The 15806-nt window shown below is 45.8% G+C and carries 16 protein-coding genes; 9 read left to right on the forward strand and 7 right to left on the reverse strand.

Annotated features, from left to right (window positions below; all coding sequences use genetic code 11):
* Positions 1–4: 4 nt before the first annotated feature.
* Entirely contained in the window at positions 5–1162 is a 1158-nt protein-coding gene (gene lnrN / locus CW370_RS18990; protein ID WP_029946450.1) for a linearmycin resistance permease LnrN, read from the forward strand.
* A gap of 76 nt (positions 1163–1238) precedes the next feature.
* On the opposite strand, the gene padR is transcribed toward lnrN, so the two are convergent.
* Positions 1239–1787: a transcriptional regulator PadR gene (gene padR / locus CW370_RS18995; RefSeq protein ID WP_024571654.1), complete on the reverse strand. Its 549-nt coding sequence runs from the start codon at positions 1785–1787 to the stop codon at positions 1239–1241.
* A gap of 275 nt (positions 1788–2062) precedes the next feature.
* Between padR and estB the strand changes: the two genes are divergently transcribed.
* From estB to bstA, 3 genes are all read left to right on the forward strand, one after another.
* The gene (gene estB, locus CW370_RS19000; RefSeq protein WP_003243184.1) at positions 2063–2695 is read left to right on the forward strand and encodes an esterase EstB; all 633 of its coding nucleotides are present in this window, start codon (positions 2063–2065) and stop codon (positions 2693–2695) included.
* A gap of 219 nt (positions 2696–2914) precedes the next feature.
* Positions 2915–4003 carry an acyltransferase family protein gene (locus tag CW370_RS19005; RefSeq protein WP_101169912.1) on the forward strand — a complete coding sequence of 363 codons (1089 nt, stop codon included), beginning with the start codon at positions 2915–2917 and terminating at the stop codon, positions 4001–4003.
* Positions 4004–4114: 111 nt separating this feature from the next.
* Positions 4115–4651 (forward strand): bacillithiol transferase BstA, encoded by a 537-nt coding sequence (gene bstA / locus CW370_RS19010; protein ID WP_024572314.1) that lies wholly within the window; start codon positions 4115–4117, stop codon positions 4649–4651.
* Here bstA and CW370_RS19015 read toward each other — a convergent pair.
* Positions 4648–6204, reverse strand: a complete 1557-nt coding sequence (locus tag CW370_RS19015; protein WP_024572315.1) for an MFS transporter — start codon at positions 6202–6204, stop codon at positions 4648–4650. The two genes, bstA and CW370_RS19015, sit on opposite strands and share 4 nt — an antisense overlap.
* 111 nt (positions 6205–6315) lie before the next feature.
* Positions 6316–6798, reverse strand: a complete 483-nt coding sequence (locus tag CW370_RS19020) for a MarR family transcriptional regulator (RefSeq protein ID WP_014663255.1) — start codon at positions 6796–6798, stop codon at positions 6316–6318.
* Positions 6799–6969: 171 nt separating this feature from the next.
* Between CW370_RS19020 and mprF the strand changes: the two genes are divergently transcribed.
* Complete coding sequence (gene mprF, locus CW370_RS19025) at positions 6970–9540, forward strand: bifunctional lysylphosphatidylglycerol flippase/synthetase MprF (protein ID WP_024572316.1); 2571 nt, start codon at positions 6970–6972, stop codon at positions 9538–9540.
* 17 nt (positions 9541–9557) lie between these two features.
* On the opposite strand, the gene CW370_RS19030 is transcribed toward mprF, so the two are convergent.
* Positions 9558–10535: an ABC transporter substrate-binding protein gene (locus CW370_RS19030; protein WP_024572317.1), complete on the reverse strand. Its 978-nt coding sequence runs from the start codon at positions 10533–10535 to the stop codon at positions 9558–9560.
* A gap of 130 nt (positions 10536–10665) precedes the next feature.
* Here CW370_RS19030 and CW370_RS19035 point away from each other — a divergent pair, with 130 nt between their 5' ends.
* The 4 genes from CW370_RS19035 (at position 10666) to CW370_RS19050 (ending at position 14363) form a co-directional block, all read left to right on the forward strand.
* Entirely contained in the window at positions 10666–11667 is a 1002-nt protein-coding gene (locus tag CW370_RS19035; protein WP_017696455.1) for a FecCD family ABC transporter permease, read from the forward strand.
* Positions 11664–12695, forward strand: coding sequence for a FecCD family ABC transporter permease (locus tag CW370_RS19040; RefSeq protein ID WP_029317459.1), 1032 nt, complete (start codon positions 11664–11666; stop codon positions 12693–12695). The genes CW370_RS19035 and CW370_RS19040 overlap by 4 nt, the downstream gene beginning before the upstream one ends.
* 114 nt (positions 12696–12809) lie before the next feature.
* Complete coding sequence (locus tag CW370_RS19045) at positions 12810–13691, forward strand: PhzF family phenazine biosynthesis isomerase (RefSeq protein WP_024572467.1); 882 nt, start codon at positions 12810–12812, stop codon at positions 13689–13691.
* A gap of 87 nt (positions 13692–13778) precedes the next feature.
* Positions 13779–14363 carry a nitroreductase family protein gene (locus CW370_RS19050; protein WP_003243940.1) on the forward strand — a complete coding sequence of 195 codons (585 nt, stop codon included), beginning with the start codon at positions 13779–13781 and terminating at the stop codon, positions 14361–14363.
* Positions 14364–14401: 38 nt separating this feature from the next.
* On the opposite strand, the gene CW370_RS19055 is transcribed toward CW370_RS19050, so the two are convergent.
* The 3 genes from CW370_RS19055 to CW370_RS19065 all read right to left on the reverse strand — a co-directional run bounded on the left by CW370_RS19055 (position 14402) and on the right by CW370_RS19065 (position 15736).
* Entirely contained in the window at positions 14402–14593 is a 192-nt protein-coding gene (locus tag CW370_RS19055; RefSeq protein WP_003233561.1) for a YfhD family protein, read from the reverse strand.
* Positions 14594–14659: 66 nt separating this feature from the next.
* The gene (locus CW370_RS19060; RefSeq protein WP_003223230.1) at positions 14660–14770 is read right to left on the reverse strand and encodes a YfhE family protein; all 111 of its coding nucleotides are present in this window, start codon (positions 14768–14770) and stop codon (positions 14660–14662) included.
* A 54-nt stretch (positions 14771–14824) separates the two neighbouring features.
* On the reverse strand, positions 14825–15736 hold the full coding sequence (locus tag CW370_RS19065; protein WP_029946424.1) for a TIGR01777 family oxidoreductase: 912 nt from the start codon (positions 15734–15736) through the stop codon (positions 14825–14827).
* Positions 15737–15806: the final 70 nt, after the last annotated feature.

A 15806-nucleotide genomic window follows, 5' to 3' on the forward strand; every position in this document is an offset into this window, starting at 1 on the left:
AAAGGTGAAAAAAATCATAGCCATTTGCGGCATTGAGCTTTCTCTCATTTTTAAGAAGCCGCAGAACTATTTGATCATGTTTGCTGCCCCGCTTTTGCTTACCTTTGTATTTGGGAGTATGCTCGGCGGCAATGATGATAAGGTGCGGCTTGCAATCGTTGATCAGGACGATACGATTCTCTCACAGCATTATATTCGGCAGCTGAAGGCACACGATGATATGTATACATTCGAAAACATGTCTGAAAGCAAAGCGTCAGAAAAGCTGAAACAAAAGAAAATTGCCGGGATCATCGTCATTTCCCGCTCGTTCCAGACACAGCTGGAAAAAGGCAAAAACCCTGAGCTGATTTTCCGTCACGGCCCCGAGCTGTCGGAAGCGCCGATGGTCAAACAATATGAAGAAAGCACATTGGCAACGCTCAATATTCAGGTGACCGCGGCAAAAACGGCATCGCAGACAGCGGGAGAGAACTGGAAGGCTGCGTATAAAACCGTTTTCGCCAAAAAACATGAAGATACAGTTCCGGCTGTAACACGACAGACGCTCAGTGATAAAAAAGAGGGTGCGGAAGCAAGTGACACAGCCTCCAGAGCAGCAGGGTTTTCCATCCTGTTTGTCATGCTGACCATGATGGGAGCGGCTGGAACCATTTTAGAAGCAAGAAAAAACGGCGTCTGGTCCAGATTGCTTACAGCCTCTGTCAGCCGAGCCGAAATCGGTGCTGGGTATGTGCTGTCCTTCTTTGTCATTGGCTGGATTCAATTTGGCATATTGCTTCTTTCCACCCATTGGCTGTTTGGCATCAACTGGGGGAATCCGGCTGCGGTTATTGTATTAGTGTCACTTTTTCTATTGACCGTTGTCGGCATTGGATTGATGATTGCGGCCAATGTCAGAACGCCAGAACAGCAGCTTGCGTTCGGCAACTTGTTCGTCATCGCAACATGTATGGTGAGCGGGATGTATTGGCCGATCGACATTGAACCGAAATTGATGCAATCCATCGCTGAATTTCTTCCGCAAAAGTGGGCGATGAGCGGGCTGACGGAGATTATCGCTAACGGTGCCCGCGTCACAGATATTCTCGGAATCTGCGGCATCTTGCTTGCTTTTGCAGCAATCACTTTCGCAGCGGGGCTTAAGGCGCTCCGAGCCTAAAAAAAAATCATCTGTCCGAGGGACAGGTGATTTTTTATGTGGGCAAACCCATGCATTACGTAAAGGCCGCTCCCGGTTAATCCTTATCGATCATAGCTAATATCGATTCCAGCCAAGAAACGTAATTTTTCTCCCGCTCCAGCGCTTTCGTCAGCACAAGATAGTGGCCGAAGTCCGGTGAAGAAAATGACATCGGCTCTGCTGAAGCCATAAGCTTTTCATAGCTTCCCTGTAAGTCAGAAAGCTTGGTCTGGCGTTTTTGCAGCTGGTCTTTGAACAAATCAGAAGCCTCCTGGCGCGATAGACAAGAAATGAAATAAGCCTTCAGCATAAATTCATCCTTCACCGTCTCGGGTATCGGCTGGTGGCGGATCAGCCAGTCATGTAGCTCCTGCTTTCCGCTGTCTGTCAGGGTGTACATCTTTTTCTCCAGCTTTGTGCCCTGAATCGTTGTCCGGAACGTGATAAATCCTTCATCCGTCAGCTTTTTGAGCTCAGGGTAAATCTGGCTGTGCTTGGCGCTCCAAAACTGGCCGAGCTCCTCTTTAAAATAACTCGTAATATCGTATCCACTCAATTCGCCTTTTCGCAAAAGCCCTAATATGGCGTATTTTAATACTCTCATGCTATCCTCCGTGTCTGGCTGTTTCGCAAAACAGATGAGCCGGTGCTCAACTGTGATTCTAACTGCCTATTCCCCTTATTATAGAAAAGGGAGGAAGGGAACACAACCGGGCTCTTTGGAAATGAAAATAAAAGGTTTGTCAGAAGGTATCCGATTTATCTCCGTCAATGATATAAAAGAGATTTAAATTTAATTTTCAGAAAAAATAGTAACGATATTGATTTTTTATGTATAATAGGAAATTGGTGGTATCAACATTTTAAGGGGGAATAAACGTGAAAAAAGTACTTATGGCATTCATTATTTGTTTATCGCTGATTCTATCTGTTTTAGCCGCTCCGCCGTCTGGCGCAAAAGCTGAATCAGTACATAATCCTGTCGTTCTTGTTCATGGAATAAGTGGTGCATCATACAACTTTTTCGCTATTAAAAACTACTTAATTTCTCAAGGCTGGCAAAGCAACAAACTGTACGCAATTGATTTTTATGATAAAACAGGAAACAACCTAAATAACGGCCCGCAGCTTGCTTCATATGTTGACCGTGTTTTAAAAGAGACGGGGGCAAAAAAAGTAGATATTGTGGCTCATAGTATGGGAGGCGCCAATACGCTGTACTATATTAAATATTTAGGCGGGGGCAATAAGATTCAAAATGTCGTAACGCTTGGAGGGGCTAATGGTTTAGTGTCATCAACGGCGCTGCCGGGTACAGATCCTAATCAAAAGATCCTCTATACATCTATTTACAGTCTCAATGATCAAATTGTAATCAATAGCTTGTCTCGGTTACAAGGAGCGCGAAACATCCAGCTTTATGGCATCGGTCATATTGGCTTGCTCTCTAATAGCCAAGTGAACGGCTATATCAAAGAAGGGCTGAATGGTGGAGGCCTCAATACAAATTAATATCTTCATAAAAAAACCTGCAGTCTCCGTTACGGCAGGTTTTTTGCATTTTTCTAGCAATCTCGCCTGAGAAAGATACACCAACAAGCCAGAAGGGTTTATGACCTTAGTCTATCATGCATACGTCAATTTATGACATCAGGCACTTTTTCAAATAGAGCGGACATGTTAAGGTACAACCATCGATTTCTATCAATTTGAAATAAAAGGAGCGCTGTTATGCAAATTAAAGAAATTTTTATGATCCGCTGCATTTCGTGCTTAAGTGTCGTCTTGCTCCATATCATTTCAATGGTCCTGATGCTTCAGGCAGAAGCTCTTGCAGATATTTCTCACACTGTTGATTCTTTCCGCACACTCCTGATGTTCAGCACGCCCGCTTTTATTTTCATCTCTGAATTTTTACTGGCCCGTTCTTATCCTGATGGGGTGCCTGACGGTTTTTTAAAGAAGCGGGGAAAAGTGATTTTTGTTCCTTTTTTATTTATCGCGGCCATCGATGCGTTGCTGATGACCAGTGCGATGGGGGGAGAGGTAACCTTTCTCGCGTTTGTGCAAAAATATCTGGAGAACGTATTCTTAGGAAACTTTATCGGATACTTCATTCTCGTCATCTTTCAATTTTACATGCTGCATATGATGTTTCATGAGTATTTGAAAAAAGCATCGCCGAAATGGGTGCTGTCTATCTCATTTGTGGTGACAGCCGCTTATTTAGGCTATTTCTCAGCAGCCAGCCCGGCTCCTGCTTCTGAAGAGGGAGGGGCATTTCCGTTCTTCTGGGTTCCGTTCGCAGGCTGGCTTTTCTACTTTTGTCTAGCCTACTATTGCGGAAAAGAATACAAGCGTTTTTTAGCGCTGCTGAACCAATACCGCTTGGTGGTGTACGGCGCCGCAATTGCTTCTGGGGCGCTGGTTGTCACTGTTTCTTATGTGGGTGAAATCGGCATGATCAGCTCGAAGCGGCCTGATATCATGCTGTATTCAACCAGCATGATTTTCCTGTGTTTTCACTTGTTTTCCAAAATGAAGCATGTGCCGAAAATCATGATGTTTATCAGCAACTATTCCTTTTCGATTTATCTGCTTCATGCCTATTTTATGATTATAGGCTACGTGTTGCTTTTGAATATACCCGACATTCCTGCCGTACCGGCTGTTCTCCTGTTGTTTGCCGTGTGCACAGCCGGCCCGATTATGACCTCATGGGCGCTGAATAAGTTCAAATATGGGTATTTATTTGTGGGGAAAATTTATCAGCCAAAACAGAAGAAGGTAACAGTCGAAGTGCGTGATCACGCAGGGTGAAAAACAAGCGGCAGGGGGGCTCCTGCCGCTTGTTGTGTATTAAATCATACAGTATACACAATCTTTTTCTTGTAAAATAAAGGAGAAGATTGAATAGAAGGGAGAACATTCATGACATCAGTCAATCTAAGCTACCCAATAGGAGAATACAAGCCGAGGGAATCCATATCGAAGGAGCAAAAAGATAAATGGATTCAAGTACTTGAAGAAGTGCCGGCAAAATTGAAGCAAACTGTAGAGGGCATGACGGACAGCCAGCTTGACACACCGTACCGGGACGGTGGATGGACCGTTCGGCAAGTTATTCATCATCTGGCTGACAGTCATATGAACAGCTATATTCGTTTTAAATTGAGCTTGACGGAAGAGACACCGGCTATCCGTCCGTATGATGAAAAAGCATGGTCGGAGCTAAAAGACTCGAAAACGGCAGATCCGAGCGGCTCACTCGCGCTTTTGCAGGAGCTTCACGGAAGATGGACGGCTCTGCTCCGCACCCTGACGGATCAGCAATTTAAGCGCGGATTTTATCACCCTGATACAAAGGAGATCATTACCCTGGAGAACGCGCTCGGCCTGTATGTCTGGCACTCACATCACCATATCGCTCATATTACGGAGCTTTCCAGACGGATGGGGTGGTCTTAACGCTTTTGCCGGCGGAAAGCCGGAATACTGATAGCAGCAATCACCAGAAGTGAGATCACAGCAGCCGCTGCATATAAATGATCATAGCCGCTGGCGACACTCGCATGAATGGCGTCGCTTATCGCGGTTTTGACTTCAGGAACGGGAATGCGTTCGATTTGTTCTTGTAAAGAAGAAACATCAGAACTGTCGATCTCCGGAATCATCTGCATCGCCTTTTCTGAATATCCGCTGTCCGATAAGCGGCTGTTGATCTCATCACCTATTTGGTCAAACCCGGCTGTGATAAAACCTGCATATAGAGTAGGCGCCAAGGTCAGTCCAATTTGCCTTACTAATGAAAGCGTGCCAAGAGCTGTACCCTTATTTGTTTTTGCCGCTTCTGATACAAGGACGTTCAGCGGAGCGCCTAACAGAAAGCCAAAACCGATCCCAGCTGCCACACTTGCGATCACAAACTCCCATTTTTCCGTCACCCAGAGCGGAAATAAAGCAAACCCCGCACATGAGATGATTCCCGAAAGAATAACGGTTTTTACAGGACCTTTTTTGTCGGTAAGCGCTCCGCCAAGCCAAGCGCCGATTCCGGAAGCCAACGCAAGCGGTGTCATCCAATAGCCTGCTTTTGCGGCAGGGACACCCAAATACTGCTCGACATATGACGGGATAAAAATGACTGCCGCCAAGAGCCCCCCGGATAACAAACCGATGATAAGCGTGCGCTGAAACATATGGTTTCGCAGCAGAGAATACGCCAAAATGGGATCGCCTCCTCGCATTTCAACTCTCTTTTCATACGAGATAAGCGCTGCAAAACAGAGCATGCCAAAAATAATACATCCATAAACCTCCGGATTCCCCAAGCTGTGTAAGAGATTTGCCCCGTCAAGGTTCGTCATGCCGTACATCACGGCTAAAATCGACAGGGATAGAAGGAAGATTCCGGCCGCGTCGAGGCGCTTAGCTTCAGGTGCTTTTGTTTCCGCGATAAAGTATGCGCCGAAAACAACCAATAGCACGGCAATCGGCAAATTAATCAAAAATAGCCAATGCCAAGACCCGGTCCAATCAAGCAGAAAGCTTCCGATATTTGGCCCGAGCACAGCGGCCATCCCGTTCATTGCGCCAAGCAGCCCAAGCGCCTTCCCCTGTTTTTCCTTTGGGAGGGTCGCGAGAATGTGAGAGCTGCCGATGATGAAAATCCCGCCGCCTCCAAGCGCCTGAATCAGCCGCGATATCAGAAAGAGCGGGAAGCTTTGGCTCAAAGCAACAAGCAAAGAACCAAGTCCGAACAGGCAAACCTCAATGAGAAAGAGTTTTTTTCTGCCGTAGCGGTCGGAAAGCTTTCCGACGATTGGCACACTGACGCTAAGACCGAGCGTATAAAGAGTAATGCCCCATGATCCCCAGGAAGGAGAAACGGCAAACGACTCGTTTATCGTTGTTAAAGCAGCTGAAATAATTCCGTTATCTAGCGCAGCCATAAATACACCAATCGTAAACAGGCTGATCGCCCACTTTTGGCTTTTCTGCTCTGTTAATGCTTCAGACATATTCATCAACCCCTTTTTAATTCACTATAAATATATTATTCATTTTGAATGAACTAAATGTCAATTAAAAAAAGCCTGCTCCCGCAGTTTGCGGATGACAGACTTACAGATTTATTCTTTTTTCGCTTTCTCTAATGCTCTTGAAAGGATAGACAGCCCTTCGGAAACCGCCTGCTTTTCTTCAGGGGACAGCAGCTCTAATGAACGCTTCAATTTCAGGTGGCCTTTTTCATACAAACCCCGGAAAATATTTTTCGCATTTTCTGTCAACTGAACAACTACAGAGCGGCGGTCCTCTTCAGAATGTGAGCGTTTGACAAACCCTGATTTCTCAAGGCGGTCAAGCAGCCCAGTTGTATTGGACAGGGAAGCCCCCATTTTTTCAGCAATGTCGCTCACTTTCAATGTTCCATGGTTGTTTAATAGCATCAACACCTTCATTTGCGGCATGCTCATATCCAGCTTCATCCACTCGGACACATCACCGAGGCCGGCGGAAGTTAAGACTTTCATATAGAGCACCCATATTTCCCGTTCCTCCGATGAAAGAATGTTTTCGTTTAATACTGTTGTATCGTGTAAATTATATTCCATTTCATCACTTCCTCATCATTCACTCCTCTTACCATATTACTCGATTTTCACTCCTGAAAGAAAGTGAGCAGAAACCGCATGCGGGACTTTGTCCGAAAAATAACGGTAGTGTATAATGAGTTGGAGATTATTGGGGGAGAGGATCGAACTAGAATATGATTGGAGAGACCATTGCTGATTAAAAAGAATGCTTTATCAATATTAAAAATCGTTTTTCCTATTGCTGTTTTGCTATTTGTTATTTATCAATCGAAAAAAGAACTGACAAATCTGTCATTCAAACGTACGCTCATGGTCATCAACGGACTGGAACGAACGGACTTATTCATGCTTGTGTTGATCGGCTTGCTGGCTGTTGCGGCTATGTCGCTGTATGATTACGTCCTGAAATACTCACTGCGCCTATCGATCACAAACGGAAAAGTATTCAGGGTTTCTTGGATCGCCAATTCATTTAATAATGTGCTGGGCTTCGGCGGTTTAGCCGGCGTCGGGTTAAGAATGATGTTCTATAAGGAGCATACGAAAGACCATAAGGCACTCGTGAAAGGAATCGCCTGGCTCACATCATCTATGCTGCTCGGATTATCTGTTTTCAGCATTTTCGTCGCTGCGAGAGTGCTGCCAGTTGATGAAGTGATTCATGAGAAGCCTTGGCTGTGGGCGGTCGTTATCGGTTTTGCACTGATATTGCCGTTATCTTTAGCGGTGTCCAAAATAAAAGGGCGCAAAGTTGGGGACGAAGAGAATGCGGACAAAGTGAAAAATCCGATTTTCGCGTATATTGGAGCTTCAGTTGTTGAATGGCTCATGGCCGGGATCGTCATCTATTTTGCTTTGTTCGCTATGGGCATTCATGCAGATATCAGGTATGTGTTCGGGGTGTTCGTCATTGCGGCGATCGGAGGAATGATCAGCCTCGTGCCGGGCGGCTTCGGCTCGTTTGACCTTTTATTTTTGCTGGGGATGGAGCAGCTTGGCTATCATCAGGAGGCCATCGTTACTTCTATTGTATTGTACAGGCTCGCCTATTCATTTATCCCATTCATCTTGGGACTGTTCTTTGCCGCCGGCGACCTGACGGAAAATACAATGAAGCGGCTCGAAACGAACCCGCGCATCGCACCGGCAATTGAGACGACAAACGTTCTGCTTGTTGTTCAGCGTGCGGTATTAGTGAGAATTTTGCAAGGCTCGCTTTCCCTTATTGTGTTCGTAGCAGGTCTGATTGTCCTGGCCTCAGTTTCCTTGCCGATTGACAGGCTGACGGTTATACCGCACATTCCGCGCCCGGCGCTTTTGCTGTTCAACGGCCTGTCCTTAAGCTCAGCGCTCATTCTGCTGATTTTGCCGATCGAGCTTTATAAACGGACAAAACGTTCCTATACGATGGCCATTACAGCGCTTGTCGGCGGCTTTGTGTTCAGCTTTTTAAAAGGGCTTAACATCAGCGCGATATTTGTACTGCCGATGATTATCGTATTGCTTGTGCTATTGAAAAAACAATTTGTCCGCGAACAGGCATCCTATACACTGGGACAATTGATATTCGCTGTGGCGCTGTTTACTGTGGCGCTCTTTAACTACAATCTGATCGCGGGCTTTATTTGGGACCGGATGAAGAAGGTGCTGCGTCACGAATATTTCGTCCACAGCACCTCGCATATTACACATGCAACCATCATGGCGATCATCATTGTGCCGCTGTTCTTCTTGATATTTACAGTGGTCTATCATAAGAGAACGAAACCGATCGGAGAGAAAGCTGACCCTGAGCGTCTTACTGCGTTTCTCAATGAAAAAGGCGGCAACGCGCTGAGCCATCTCGGTTTTCTTGGAGATAAGCGGTTTTATTTTTCTAGTGATGGGAATGCACTGCTTCTGTTTGGGAAAATCGCCAGAAGGCTGGTCGTGCTCGGCGATCCGTCTGGCCAAAGAGAATCATTCCCGCTCGTGCTGGAAGAATTTCTGAACGAAGCGCATCAGAAGGGATTCAGTGTTTTGTTCTATCAAATTGAACGAGAGGACATGGCGCTGTATCACGATTTTGGCTACAACTTCTTTAAATTGGGCGAGGAAGCATATGTAGATTTAAATACATTTACCTTGACTGGGAAGAAAAAGGCCGGCCTTCGGGCAATCAATAACCGCTTTGAGCGGGAGGAGTATACTTTCCATGTGGATCATCCCCCATTTTCTGATGCGTTTTTGGAGGAGCTGAAGCAAATCTCAGACGAATGGCTCGGCTCGAAAAAAGAGAAGGGATTCTCGCTCGGATTTTTTGATCCTTCTTATTTACAGAAAGCGCCGATCGCCTATATGAAAAATGCAGAGGGAGATATCGTTGCATTCGCAAATGTCATGCCGATGTACCAGGAAGGAGAGATATCGGTTGATCTGATGCGCTATCGCGGCGACGCTCCAAATGGCATTATGGACGCATTGTTTATCCGTATGTTTTTATGGGCAAAGGAAGAGGGCTGCACGTCATTTAATATGGGGATGGCACCCTTGGCCAATGTCGGCACTGCCTTTACATCCTTCTGGTCCGAAAGGTTTGCCGCTGTCATTTTTAATAATGTCAGATACATGTACAGCTTCAGCGGCCTAAGAGCCTTTAAAGAAAAATACAAACCGGAGTGGCGAGGGAAATACTTGGCGTATCGGAAAAACAGATCTCTTTCTGTCACCATGTTCCTCGTTACACGTCTGATTGGCAAAAGCAAAAAAGACTCCGTCTAATAAGACGGAGTCTTTTTTTATTTCGTTTTTAAGAAGTAGGTTTCAATATCATCAAGCAGATAGTTTGCGGCTTTAATTCCGCCTGCGGTTGTCCACACGACGTCATCGACTTCATGTGCATTACCTGACTTCACGGCCTTCAGGTTTTTCCATAGTGAACTGCTTGTCCACTGATTGGCCCATTTTTCATTTTCTTTTGCATTATCGGCTTTATAAGTGAAATAAAACAGCACATCAGCATCCATATCAGGAATAGATTCTTTACTGTCGGTTGAGAACGTAAATTGGTCCTTTTGTTTCTTAAACAGCTCCACTTGTTTTTCAGGGCGTTTGAAGCCAAGCTGGTCTAAAATAATCCCAGGAAATGAATCGGTATAATAGATTCTTGACTCACCGGATAAAAAGCGTACGACAGAAACGGTTTTGTTTGTCTGGTCGCCCAGCTTGTTTTTTAAATCAGAAACGCGTTTATCAAAATCGGCAATGACTTCCTTGCCTTTGTCCGCCTTATTCACCGCGTTGGCGTATAGAGTCAGGTTATCCTTCCAGTTCCCGGCCAAAGATTCAGCAAAAACAGTCGGCGCAATCGCATTTAACTGATCATAAATTTTTTCCTGGCGCACTTTGTTTCCAATAATCAAATCAGGCTTTAATTCTGCAATGGCTTCCACATTCGGTTCCGTTTCAAGACCGACGTTTTTAACACCTTTCATGTCATCTTTCAGATAGTCATACCACGGGTCGCCCTTCCATGACTTTACGGCTCCGACCGGCTTAATGCCAAGCGCTAAGAGCGCCTCTGTTCCTTCATTAGTTAAAACAACAATCCGTTTTGGATTGGCGGGAATGTTGTCTGATGTCCCCATTGCATGTTTGACCGTTCTTGTTTTGCTGCTTGACCCCTCGCTGTTACTTGAACTTTCTGAACTATTACAGGCAGAAAGTACTATAACGGCCATTATAAATACGAATAGCATGCTGATATGCTTTTTCATCTTTTTCCTCCCAATATTGAAATTCATTATCATTTAGATCATAATAAGCAGTGTTAAGAGTGTCAATCCCTAATTGAGGATTATTCTCAAAAACAAACATTACATAGTAAATAACTAGGAGAATTAGATCATGATCTGCAAAAAGGCATCTTCAAAATGGATTGTGTTAGTATGTCTGATTTTCATTTTACTGGCGGCTGTCTGCGCAAGCGTCGTGTACGGCTATACAGGTACGTCATGGAGACAGGTCTATCAGGCGTTTACTTCCTTCAACGGAACAAATGAGCATGTCATCATCAAGGATGTCAGGCTTCCGCGCGCTTTGGTTGCCACAGTTGTCGGCGCCTCGCTTGCAGCCGCGGGCGCTCTCATGCAGGCGCTCACAAAAAATCCGCTTGCGTCACCGGGGATTTTCGGGATTAACGCCGGTGCAGGTTTTTTTATTGTTGCCGGATCGTTTTTTCTGCATATTCAGTCACCTCAGGCATTAGTATGGAGCTCGTTTCTGGGGGCAGCATTTACCGCCGCGATCGTCTATGCAGCAGGCTCGCTTGGGAGGGAAGGGCTGACGCCAATCAAACTGACGCTGGCGGGAGCTGCCATGGCGGCTATGTTTTCTTCTCTGACACAGGGCTTGCTTTCTGTTAATGAACTCGAGCTTGCCCAGGTGCTTTTTTGGCTGACCGGCTCTGTGCAGGGCAGGAGTCTGGATCTGCTGATGACGATGCTCCCGTATGCAGCGGCAGCGCTTGTGATCTGCTTCTTTCTCGGTCAAAAAATTAATCTCCTCGTCATGGGAGAAGATGTGGCAAAAGGACTCGGCCAAAAAACAGGCCTGTTGAAATTTGTGATGGCGCTTTGTGTTGTCATGCTTGCAGGGTCCGCTGTCGCCATTGCCGGGCCGATTTCTTTTATCGGCATCATTATTCCGCATTTTGCCCGCTTTGTCGTTGGTAATGATTATCGCTGGGTTCTGCCATTTTCCGCTGTTTTGGGTGCCATTTTGCTTGTTTGCGCGGATATCGGTGCGCGATATATCATTATGCCTCAGGAAGTTCCTGTCGGGGTCATGACCGCCATCATCGGAATGCCTGTGTTTGTGTACATCGCAAGAAGGGGGGCGAAGCTATGAAACTTCGTTTTGGCGTTACTGCGGCTGAAAAGAAAGCATGGATCGTCTTTTTGGTTTTACTGGGGTTAACAGCTGCTGTACTCATCATAAGCGCTGGTCTCGGACAAAGGTTTATTCCTCCCTGGGATGTAGCAAAAACATTCTTTGGTGCAGGTTCCAAGCTGGATGAACTGATGATCATGTCGTTCCGCATGCCAAGAATTTTGACGGCTTTATGCGCCGGTGTCTGCTTGGCAGCGGCAGGCGCGATATTGCAGGGGCTCGTCAGAAACCCTCTCGCATCTCCGGATATTATCGGAATAACAGGAGGAGCGGCGGTAGCGGTCGTGCTTTTAATGATGTTCTTCTCAGACCGCAGCAGTTCACTTACGATCAGTCTGTCATGGCTTCCAGCAGCCGCATTTATCGGCGCATCGGCTGTCGGACTCATCGTCTATTTACTGGCATACAAAAATGGCGCCTCCACATTTCGGCTGGTGCTTATCGGAATCGGATTTTCAATGTCGGCGCAGGCGATGACTACCCTGTTGATGATCAAAGGTCCGATTTACCGGGCATCACAAGCCAATGTGTATATCACTGGGTCAGTTTATGGGTCAAACTGGCAGCATGTAAAAATAGCTATTATCTTATCTGTCATTCTCTTATTCATTTGTTTTGTCGCGCTAAAAAATATGAATATACAGGTGCTGGGTGAAGATATTGCGGCGGGTGCAGGAAGCGCTGTGCAGCGAAATCGTTTTTTCTTGCTCCTTTTGAGTACGGCTCTTACGGGTTGTGCAGTTTCAGTTGCCGGCACAATCGGTTTTGTCGGGCTGATGGCGCCCCATATTGCAAGACGGCTTGTCGGCTCATCTTATGGAGCTCTGCTCCCAACGTCGGCACTTATTGGAGCTCTGCTCGTTTTAACAGCTGATATCGTCGGCAGAACCTTATTTGCTCCGGTGGAAGTGCCGGCCGGCGTCTTTACAGCGGCTATCGGCGCACCTTATTTTATTTATTTGCTCTATAAAACAAGAAATTCTTGATCGTTACACCCATTTTCTTAAAAAAGGAAATGGTTTTTTTTGATAATGACTGAAGATTCGTAATTATTTTTGCTATACTGACAGAGACATTGATAAAGAAAGGGCGGCAGATGAATGAAAGAAGCAGAGGTATTAAAATATGAAGCATTTACAAGCAGTCCCGGCAAAGGAAACCCCGCAGGCGTCATTTTGCAGGGAGACGATTATACGGAAGACGAGATGCAGATCATAGCTGAACGTGCCGGGTATTCAGAAACCTCCTTTATCCGAAAAAGCGAGTCGGCCGATCTTGAACTCCGTTACTTTACCCCTGGACACGAAATGAATTTGTGCGGTCATGCGACAGTTGCTTCTCTTTACGCATTATGTGAGAAAGGAATGCTGGAGAGCGGTAAAACGTACAGCATCCAAACGAAAGCGGGTATCCTGCCTGTGAAGATTTCTGAAAAAGATGGCCGTATTCATATCACGCTTGAACAGGCCTCTCCGCAATTCAAACCATTTACAGGCGATCGGAAAAAACTTGCGGACGCACTGGGTATCACCGATGAAGATTTTCATGAAGACCTTCCGATTGTGTTTGGCAGCACTGGGATATGGACAGCCATCGTTCCGCTTAAATCATTGGAGGCTTCCAAAAAAATGGTGCCAGATAACAAACAATTTCCGGAAGTGTTAGTTGATCTGCCAAAAGCTTCAGTCCATCCGTTTACCTTTGAAACCGTCCATCCCGACAGCGACCTGCACGGGCGCCACTTTTCATCCCCATATTCGGGAACGATTGAAGACCCCGTGACCGGCACAGCATCCGGCGTGATGGGGGCTTATATGAAACATTATGGCAATACCAAGCAGCATAAATTTATCATTGAACAAGGGCAGGAAATTGGAAAAGACGGAAAAGTGGAGATCGAAATGAACGAAGCCGGCGGCCATGTGAAAGTGAACATGACAGGAACAGCCGTTTACTCAGAAACCCGTATTCTTAAAATCTAATACGGATGATGGTTTACAAAAAGATGCACTTTCCGTTATCATTATGAAATGATAATCATTTTCAATTGCATAGGAAGGTGAGACGGTATGCCTCAAACCGAACAAATACATCAGCATTCAGTACTGCGGGACATCATACGCAGCAGAAGATCGATTCGAAAGTTTAAACAAGAGCCAGTACCTTCAGCAGTCATTCTTGACATGCTTGAAACGGCAAAATATGCGCCAAATCACAGAGTGACAGAGCCATGGAGATTTATTTACGTTTCCAGTGAGACAGGTAAAGCGAACCTCATCAATACATTTGCAGCGTTCTCTAAGAAATCCAAGCCGGATATGACAGAGGAAAAGCTTCAAAATTTCAAAAACACACTTGGGCGCGTTCCGGGATTTCTGCTCGTCGTGTTTCAGGAAGATGAAAACGAAAGAGCGCGGGACGACGATTTTGCGGCAACAAGCTCGTTGATTCAAAATCTCCAGCTTCTTGCTTGGGAAAAAGGAATCGGCATGGTTTGGAAAAGCGGAAAAATCCTTTACGACAAAGAAGTCCATCAGGCCTTTGGTTTACAGGATAATGAGCGTTTCGCCGCCATCATACAAACAGGTTATCCTGACGAGGCGCCGGAAGTGAAAAAACGCACACCGATCCGCGACCGGTTCACTGAAATGTAAAAAAACCCTTGTCTCAAACGGAGACAAGGGGTTTTTCATTAACGAGATTTCTTTTTCGCTCTGTTGTCGGCTGCTTTCGCACGCTCTTGCGCTTCGCGGTCATCTGCATCAGCAAGCTCGGTTGAATATTCTTCGTAAACGCCGTCAGTTTCCCTTTTTAATGCATCGGGAACTTGTGGAAGCTTTTGTTTGTTTTTATCACGGTTTTTGTGGATATGATTTCTGCCCATATCAAATTCCCCCTAAAAAGTGATATCAAACAAATATAGTATTTGGTTTTAAGGGGATATGTATTCCTACTTCCGCTTAGCAGCTTTTTCCGCTTTTTTAAATTCGCCTGAATAAAGAACTTCCTGCATTTTTTTCAGGTTGGCGCCTTGCTGATGCTTCTCCCTCTTTTTTTCCATAAAAAGGACCTCCTTCAACCATGTTATTCTTAAGGTTGACCCTTCCTGCTGTTTTTATACAGTCTTTCGGTCTGCTATCAGCTGTGAGAGTGCAAATTCAAGATCCGAATATGTAAAACGAAATCCAGAGGTTATCGCTTTTTTCGGAAGAGCGCGCTGTCCTTTCACAATCAAAAGACTCATTTCACCCAATGCTTTTGATAAAAAGAATTCCGGGACGGGGAGCCAGTGCGGGCGGTGCTTCACCCGTGCAATCGTTTTTCCGAATTGCTTCATGTCCACAGGATTGGGCGCGGTGACATTCATTGGGCCTGAGATGCCGGCGTTTTCCACCGCATATCGGATCATCTGGGCCGCATCCTCGACATGAATCCATGACAGCCACTGCCTTCCCGTTCCGATCGTTCCGCCGGCCAGAAACTTATAGGGGAGAACCATGAGCGGGAGAGCGCCTTTTTCTCCAAGCATCACGCCAAATCTCGCATAAACCGTCCTGATGCCCATCGCCTCAATATGCTGTCCTTCCTTTTCCCACAGGTGTGCAGTATGGCTGAGAAAATCCTCATCTGACGTTGCAGAATCCTCTGTAAAGGTTTTCTCAAGGCTTGTGCCGTAAATACCCACGGCACTGGCTTGGATCAATGTGTTCGGCTTCTCCTTCTGTTTCTGAATAAGCCGCTGCACTTCACGCGTCGCATTGATACGGCTGGAGAGAATGTGCTGCTTTGTTTTATTTGTCCAGCGGCCAAAAATCGATTTTCCCGCAAGGTTTATCCAGACATCAATATGAGGAAGTTCCTGCTCCGGGGCGGCTCCTTCCGTCAGCCATTGGACATATGTCATATTTTTTTGTTCAGTTTCCCGTGCGTTTCTTGATAAAATATAAACATGGTGTCCCTGGCGCGTAAGAACGCCTGTCAGATGCTGGCCGAGAAAACCGGTTCCGCCCGTCATTGCGATATTCATGAACATCTCTCCTCATCGTTCTAATAAATATACTTTACCTCATTGTAATAAAAGAAAACGCGTTTCAGGC

Source organism: Bacillus sp. SN32 (genome assembly GCF_002837495.1).
Classification (GTDB): Bacteria; Bacillota; Bacilli; order Bacillales; family Bacillaceae; genus Bacillus; species Bacillus subtilis.

What these genes read in the sequence shown, in the direction of transcription:
- CW370_RS19035 (WP_017696455.1), top strand. Translation starts at nt 10,666, where the DNA reads ATGATCTGCAAAAAGGCATCTTCAAAATGGATTGTGTTAGTATGTCTG.
- CW370_RS19055 (WP_003233561.1), bottom strand. Translation starts at nt 14,593, where the DNA reads ATGGGCAGAAATCATATCCACAAAAACCGTGATAAAAACAAACAAAAG.
- CW370_RS19040 (WP_029317459.1), top strand. Translation starts at nt 11,664, where the DNA reads ATGAAACTTCGTTTTGGCGTTACTGCGGCTGAAAAGAAAGCATGGATC.
- bstA (WP_024572314.1), top strand. Translation starts at nt 4,115, where the DNA reads ATGACATCAGTCAATCTAAGCTACCCAATAGGAGAATACAAGCCGAGG.
- CW370_RS19015 (WP_024572315.1), bottom strand. Translation starts at nt 6,204, where the DNA reads ATGTCTGAAGCATTAACAGAGCAGAAAAGCCAAAAGTGGGCGATCAGC.
- CW370_RS19060 (WP_003223230.1), bottom strand. Translation starts at nt 14,770, where the DNA reads ATGGAAAAAAAGAGGGAGAAGCATCAGCAAGGCGCCAACCTGAAAAAA.
- CW370_RS19005 (WP_101169912.1), top strand. Translation starts at nt 2,915, where the DNA reads ATGCAAATTAAAGAAATTTTTATGATCCGCTGCATTTCGTGCTTAAGT.
- CW370_RS19065 (WP_029946424.1), bottom strand. Translation starts at nt 15,736, where the DNA reads ATGAATATCGCAATGACGGGCGGAACCGGTTTTCTCGGCCAGCATCTG.
- CW370_RS19050 (WP_003243940.1), top strand. Translation starts at nt 13,779, where the DNA reads ATGCCTCAAACCGAACAAATACATCAGCATTCAGTACTGCGGGACATC.
- CW370_RS19030 (WP_024572317.1), bottom strand. Translation starts at nt 10,535, where the DNA reads ATGAAAAAGCATATCAGCATGCTATTCGTATTTATAATGGCCGTTATA.
- CW370_RS19045 (WP_024572467.1), top strand. Translation starts at nt 12,810, where the DNA reads ATGAAAGAAGCAGAGGTATTAAAATATGAAGCATTTACAAGCAGTCCC.
- CW370_RS19020 (WP_014663255.1), bottom strand. Translation starts at nt 6,798, where the DNA reads ATGGAATATAATTTACACGATACAACAGTATTAAACGAAAACATTCTT.
- padR (WP_024571654.1), bottom strand. Translation starts at nt 1,787, where the DNA reads ATGAGAGTATTAAAATACGCCATATTAGGGCTTTTGCGAAAAGGCGAA.